The sequence below is a fragment of the Pseudomonas rubra genome, from assembly GCF_028656935.1.
Classification (GTDB): Bacteria; Pseudomonadota; Gammaproteobacteria; order Pseudomonadales; family Pseudomonadaceae; genus Aquipseudomonas; species Aquipseudomonas rubra.
This window is the reverse complement of sequence record NZ_JAMDGZ010000008.1, coordinates 38,898-45,803: the sequence shown is the minus strand read 5'-3', so window position 1 is coordinate 45,803 and position 6,906 is coordinate 38,898. Positions and strand designations below refer to the sequence as shown.

Below are 6,906 nucleotides of genomic sequence, written 5' to 3'. Positions count from 1 at the left end.
GCACCACCGATGTTCAGGCCGCCGTGCTGGCCACCGAGATGTCGTTGCTGTGCGTCGGCACCCCAAGCAAGAAGAACGGCGACCTGGACCTGGTCTACATGGAAGCGGTATGCCGTGAAATCGGCTCCGCCCTGCGGGACAAGGCCAGCCGCCATACCGTGGTAGTACGCAGTACCGTGCTGCCCGGCACGGTCAAGAACGTGGTGGTGCCGATCCTCGAAAAATACTCCGGCAAACGCGCCGGCATTGATTTCGGTGTCGCGGTCAACCCCGAGTTTCTGCGTGAAAGCACCGCGATCCAGGACTACGACTTCCCGGCCATGACCGTGATCGGCGAGCTGGACAGCCATTCCGGCGACCTGCTGCAGTCGCTGTACAAGGGCCTGGACGCGCCAGTGATCCGCAAGTCGATCGAAGTCGCCGAGATGATCAAGTACACCTGCAACGTCTGGCACGCGACCAAGGTCAGTTTCGCCAACGAGATCGGCAACATTGCCAAGGCCAGTGGTGTCGATGGCCGTGAGGTGATGGACGTGGTCTGCCAGGACTACAAGCTCAACCTGTCGCGCTACTACCTGCGCCCGGGCTTCGCCTTCGGTGGCTCGTGCCTGCCCAAGGACGTGCGCGCCCTTACCTATCGCGCCGGCCAGCTGGATGTCGAGCACCCGCTGCTGGGCTCGATCATGGCCAGTAACCGTAACCAGGTGAAAAACGCCTTCGACCTTATCGCCCGCCAGGACAAGCGCCGCATCGGCCTGCTGGGCCTGAGCTTCAAGGCCGGCAGCGACGACCTGCGCGAGAGCCCGCTGGTAGAGCTGGCAGAAATGCTCATCGGCAAAGGCTTTGACCTGACCATCTACGACGCCAATGTCGAGTATGCCCGGGTATTCGGCGCCAACCGCGAGTACATCGAGTCGAAGATCCCTCACGTGTCTTCGCTGCTGTGCAACGACCTGCAGCAGGTGATCCGCGAAGCCGAAGTGGTGGTGCTGGGCAACAACGACGACCGTTTCGCCCAGGCCCTGGAGGCCAGCGCCGACAAGCAGATCATCGACCTGGTCGGCTTCATGGCCCATGCCAGCGATGCCCGGCAAGAAGGTATCTGCTGGTAAGGCCCCGCTACACCAGCCAGAAAGCAGTCCACCCAGAGAGTACCCGGCGATTCACCCAGGCTGCGCGCCTGACTGACTGCCTACCCGCTTGCCGCCCGGCCGACCCTGCCTTGGCCAGGCGCGAAAAGTGCGCATGTCATTCAGGCGGGCGCAGCCCGTACACAGGAGCAACGACTACATGGAACGACAGCAACAGCCGCCTCACCTGCAGACAGCCGCGCGCTTTTGCGCCTGGGCCTGCCTGTTCGGTTTGATCGCGCTGGCGTCGCAGATGGTCGCGCCGCAGTACCTGGACCCTGCGCACCACACCTTCATCTTCATCATCGGCACCCTGGGCATGTGGCGCTATGGCAACGCCATCGTCCACTACCTGCGCGGCATGTACTTTTTGCACTGGCGGTTCCCGCGCATCCGCAAGGCGGTCGAGCGCATGGGCGATGCGGCGCTGCCGGCGCACATGTTCATGGTGGTGACCAGCTTTCGCATCCCCACCCACACCACTTTCAAGGTTTACCAATCGGTGTTCCAGGAGGTGCAGCGGCTGCAGGTGCCTTGCACGGTGATCGCCTCGATCGTTGAAAAGGGCGACGAGCAGTTCATCAAACAGATCATGCGCAACGAGGTCAAGGACCGCGACGACATCAAGCTGGTGATCGTCCGCGCCCGTGGCACCGGCAAGCGTGACGGCCTGGCCCATGCCTTCCGCGCCCTGTCGCGGCAGATGCCGCTGGAGGATTCGGTGGTCGGCGTGGTCGACGGCGACACCATGATGCTGCCCGGCTGTGTCGAGCGCGCGGTCAAACTGTTCGCCTACCTGCCCAACGTCGGCGGCCTGACCACCAACGAGTTCTGCGAGGTTGAAGGCAGCAACCTGATGCGCCAGTGGCACTCGATGCGTTTCGTCCAACGGCACATCAACATGTGCTCTATGGCACTGTCGCACCGGGTGCTGACCCTGACCGGGCGGCTGTCGTTCTTTCGCGCCAGCGTCATGACCGACCCGGATTTTATCCGCGACGTCGAGGCGGACTTTCTCCAGCACTGGCGCCTGGGGCGTTTTCAGTTTCTGACCGGTGACGACAAGTCGTCGTGGCTGAGCCTGATGCGCGCCGGCTGGGACACCTTCTACGTGCCCGACAGCAACACCCTGACCGTCGAGCACCCGCCAGACAACAGCTTCTGGCGCGCCACCCGCCAGCTGATGTTCCGCTGGTACGGCAATTCGCTACGGCAGAACTTTCGCGCCACCGCCCTGCTCGGCCGCGCCCGCCTGGGCCTGTTCACTCTGTACGTGCTGCTCGACCAGCGGGTATCGATGTGGACCTGCCTGATGGGCCTGACCGCTTCGGTGGTGGCAGGCATCGTGTTCGGCATCCAGTACCTGCTGGTGTACCTGTTCTGGGTGCTGCTGTCGCGCAGCATCGTCACTGTGCTGTTCCTGTTTGCCGGCCACCCGGTCAGCCCGGTGTACCCCTTCGTTCTGTATTACAACCAGATCATCGGCTCACTGATGAAAGTCTACGCCCTGTTCCACATGGACCAGCAGAGCTGGACCCGGCAGAAAACCACACTAAGCAACGGCAGCGTCAGCTTCGATGCCGCCCTGAACCGCTGGTCCTCGAAGGCGATGCTGTTGTCATCCATCGCGATTTTCTTCGGGGTTATCTCGGTTCTTCTCGAACTCACGCAACGTTAAGGAAAGGCGCCTGCCATGAGTAGCTCAAGTACACCCGCAGTACCGGCCAACGTAGTCCACGAAGCGATCGACGAACGCCAGTACGTGCGCACCAAACTCAACGCCCGGGTCAAGCTCAGCGCGACCGGCCAGGCGCCGTTCGACAGCACCCTGCAAGACATCTCCCTGGGCGGCATCGGCCTGCTCCACGCCGAGCAACTGAAGATCGGCAGCCTGTACCACGCCTCGATCCAGCTGCGCCTGAACCAGGTCGACCTGAACATCGACAGCCAGATCAAGATCGTCTCCCAGCGCGACCAGGAGGTCGGTGCCCAGTTCGTCGAGCTCGACGCGCAGAAGCGCGACATCCTGCGCTACATCATCAGCGCCTACCTGTCCGGCGAGATCGCCGACATCAATGGCCTGTTCAACGTGATGCAGCGGGAAAACTACATCAAGGAGCGCAAGCACAAGTACGCCAGCCCGCGCAGCTCGAGCGAGCGCCTCAAAGCCACCCTCGGCACCTTGTTGTACGCCGCTGCGGGCATCGCCGCGCTGGGTTTTGTCGCCTACAAGTGCTACCTGCTGTTCTTCCGCATCCCGGCCGTGCAGGCCCAGGTTTCGGCCAATGCCCAGGTCATCAGCATGCCCGACAACGGCTATGTAAAGTTCCTCCTGGCACCGGGGCAGACCGAGGTCAAGGCCGGCCAACCGGTTGCGAACATCTCCACCCAGCTGGCCACCAGCTTCACCAGCCCGGCCGACCTCAAGGCGGTCGCCGACCTTGCGCCCGGCGACCTGCAGACCCTGCTCGGACGCGCCACCATCGAGACGGTAATCAACAGCCCGTGCGACTGCGAAGTCTACTTCCCCAGCAAGCCCCTGGACGGCTACGGCTACAAGCAGGCGCCCCTGGTGCATTTGCTGCCCAAGGATGAAGGCCTGTTCGTCACCGCTAACGTGCCGTTCGACAAGCTCGCCGACATCAGCCGGGTGAGTTCGGTGGAGCTCAAGGTGTTCGGCCTCGACCAGGCATACAGCGGCAAGGTCATCGATTCGCGCGTGGATGAGGCCAACAAGAACCTGGCCCTGACCATCGCCCCCGACAGCCCGCTGCCCCGCGCCGCCTACCAGAAACCGGTGGCGGTGGACCTGTACCTGGGCCTGCCGTTCACCGCTTCGCGCTAAGCACCTGCAAGGAAGGAAATAGGCAATGAATGCGAAGACGCCCTCCCGCCTGCTGCTGGCCAGCATCGGCCTGGCCTGCGCCAGCAGCGCCCTGGCCGGGCAAAGCCTGGAGCAGGTCCGCTACGCGCTGTACAAAGACCCCAGCGCCAATGTCAGTGCCGACCTGCGCGCCCTGGCCGAGCGCGGTGACCTGGCGTCCAAGCTGCTGCTCGGTGATGTGCTGGCCAACAGCGATGGCGCCAACCGCGCAGAAATCATCGGCCTGTACAAGGACGCCTTTGCCGACGGCCGTGGCCAGGTCCCGGCGCTGGCCTCGCTGGCGCGCCTGCTGGACCGCACTCCGAGCCTGCAAAAAGGCCAGCAGGCATGGATGGCCCAGGCCCTGATGCGCTACCCCGCGACTCTGGACCCGCGCAATGCCAGCACCACCCTGGAGGTGTTCCTGGTGTACCCGCAGTTGGTCTCCTCCGAGCAGGCCGGGCAACTGTTGGCGCTGTACCAGCAATCATGCCTGCTCAATTGTCGCCCCGAGCTGTACCAGGCGGTGCTGGCCGAGCGTCAGGGTGACCGCGCCGGCGCCGAACACTGGTACCAGCAGGCGGTACGTGTGGATGTGCGGGCGATCGATCGCTATTACCGTTTTCTTGGCGATGATCAGGACCGCGCCTTCCCGGCCTTTGCCCAAAGTCTCGAAGCGCTGCGCCCGACCCTGGCAGTCGAGATCGTACACCGCATCGGCTCGTTGCTCGACAGCATCAACAGCGTGCAGCGCGCCGAACAGGAAGCCGACCACTATCAGCGCCAAGCCAGCGCCATGGGCCCGGCGCGGGTGCAGCCGGACGCCGCGCAACTGGCCCTGGAGAAACAACGCAGCGATGCTCTGGACCTGGCCCGGGCGCAAGCCCATGGCTGGCGCGACAACGCTGTCGAACGCGGCTTTGTCCCGGCCATGGTGTCCAAGGCCAGCTTCATGATCTCCAACCCCACCGAGCACAATGCCGAAGAGACCCAGGCGCTGATCGACCAGGTCAAGCTGCGCGAGGCAAGCCGGGCCAAGGCCCTGCAGGCCTCGTTCTACATGGTCAACAACTGGCTGACCATGGACCCGGACAAGGCCCGCGCCTTGATCGACGAGTTGCTCGCCAGCCGCTACCCCGACGCCGAGCTGCTGCTGGCCGATTACTACAGCAAGGGCGTGGCCGACCAGCCCGACCAGGACAAAGCCCTGGAGATTTTCCAGGCCCAGGCTCAAGCCGGCTCCACCGCCGCCTGGTACCGCATGGCCACCTTGTACGCTTACGGGCGCGCCCTCTGCCATGACCCGGTCAAGGCCTACACCTATGCCCAGGTCGCCCTGGCGCTGGGCGAAAACGGTGCGCGCAGCCTGGTCAAGCGCCTGGAAAAGACCCTGAAAAAGGATGACATCGAGCGTGCCCTGGCGGCACGCGCCGATCTGTTGAAGGAGGCAACCCTGTGAAAGCCCATCACACCCTGTTCGGCGCCCTGCTTACCCTCGCCCCGCTGTACCCGGCGCAGGCCCTGGAAGAAGTCACCGGCCCCGAGGCCGACAGCAGCGAGCCGGTGCGGATCAGCGACGCCAGCACGCCGGTGATCACCTCCGAGTTGTTCAACAAGCTCACCGTGCAGACCGGTTACGGCCCGGAGAACGCTGAAGTCGGCCGTAGCCGCGAGATGTTCTACAGCCTGCGCTACGAGCCTTCGTTCGCCTGGTACTCACCGGAAAAGCGCTGGGCCAAGTGGATGGTCTATGGCCGCCTGTGGCTGAACTACGACTCCAGCGAGTCGGCCAGCGTGCAGAACGAAAATGCCAACAACCTCGACCGCGAACAGCCCGAAGGCTGGTACGCCGAGCTGCGCGAGCTGTATGTCAAACGCAACCTGCTCGGCGACGACCCGCGCTTCTCGCTGGCGGCCGGGCGCCAGCGCTATTTCGACGACTACGGCATCTGGTGGGACGACAGCATCGAGTCGCTGCGTTTGAACTACAACGACACCTTCTCCCGTGGCTTCGTTGCCGTGGCGCAGAAGTTCTACAACTACAACAGCGACGTCAATCGCCTGGCCGACAGCGAGGAGCGCACCACCTACCTGATGGGCGAATACGCCTACCGCTGGAGCGAGCACAACTGGGCCGGCTTGCGCCTGATGCACGAGAACGACCACAGCGGCCACGACGCCGAAGACCGCTATGACTTCAAGGGCATGCGCTACGGGCTGTTCTTCAAGGCCGACGACCTGAACGTGACGCCACTGTTCAGCGACTACCACCTGGAACTGGCGGGCCTGGACGGCAAGGTCGACAACACCGACGTCAACGGCGTTACCAGCACTGGTCACAATGCCAGCGGCTGGGCGGCCCTGGGCGAGATCGGCAAGCGCTTCCATGACCTGCCGTGGACACCCCGGGTGGCCCTGCGCGGCGGCCTGACCGACAAGCCGAGCAACGACAACGACGGCTTTCGCCTCAATGCCATCCAGTCCGACCGCATCACCCGCCAGGGCAGCTACAGCACGCGCCTGGCCAGCTCCTTCGTCAGCCTCGATCTGCGCAACCTGAGCTACTACGGCATCGCCCTGGAAACCAACCCGACACCCCGCAGCGCCCTGGACTTGCGCCTCACCGAGCTCAAGCTGCGCGACGCCAACGGCACCCTGCCCATCCGCCTTGAAGGCGACCAGCGCAGCGAGCGCAACCGCGCCATTGCCCAGGGCAACCACGGCGGCGGTAAGGATGTCGGGCAGATGCTCGACCTCAACTACTACTGGAAGATGTTCCCGGTGGCCATCGACGGCAAGCACCTGGACGTCAACGCCCTGGTCAGCGCCAGCTACCTCAACGCCGGCAACGCCCTGGACAGCGGTGATGACTACCAGCTGACCTTCGGCGTCGTGGTCAGCTACTAAGGACGC

5 protein-coding genes are annotated in these 6,906 nt (G+C 64.0%); all 5 read left to right on the top strand.

Features of this window, described 5'->3' with window-relative positions; genetic code table 11:
• Positions 1–1,112 (top strand): nucleotide sugar dehydrogenase (locus M5G17_RS03570; RefSeq protein WP_273891634.1); only part of this gene is annotated, 1,112 nt, incomplete at its 5' end.
• Positions 1,113–1,290: 178 nt separating this feature from the next.
• Positions 1,291–2,808 carry a glycosyltransferase gene (locus M5G17_RS03565; RefSeq protein WP_273891633.1) on the top strand — a complete coding sequence of 506 codons (1,518 nt, stop codon included), beginning with the start codon at positions 1,291–1,293 and terminating at the stop codon, positions 2,806–2,808.
• A gap of 15 nt (positions 2,809–2,823) precedes the next feature.
• Entirely contained in the window at positions 2,824–3,975 is a 1,152-nt protein-coding gene (locus M5G17_RS03560; RefSeq protein ID WP_273891632.1) for a PilZ domain-containing protein, read from the top strand.
• Between the two features lie 25 nt (positions 3,976–4,000).
• On the top strand, positions 4,001–5,452 hold the full coding sequence (locus tag M5G17_RS03555; RefSeq protein ID WP_273891631.1) for an SEL1-like repeat protein: 1,452 nt from the start codon (positions 4,001–4,003) through the stop codon (positions 5,450–5,452).
• Positions 5,449–6,900 (top strand): alginate export family protein, encoded by a 1,452-nt coding sequence (locus M5G17_RS03550; protein WP_273891630.1) that lies wholly within the window; start codon positions 5,449–5,451, stop codon positions 6,898–6,900. The genes M5G17_RS03555 and M5G17_RS03550 overlap by 4 nt, the downstream gene beginning before the upstream one ends.
• Positions 6,901–6,906: the final 6 nt, after the last annotated feature.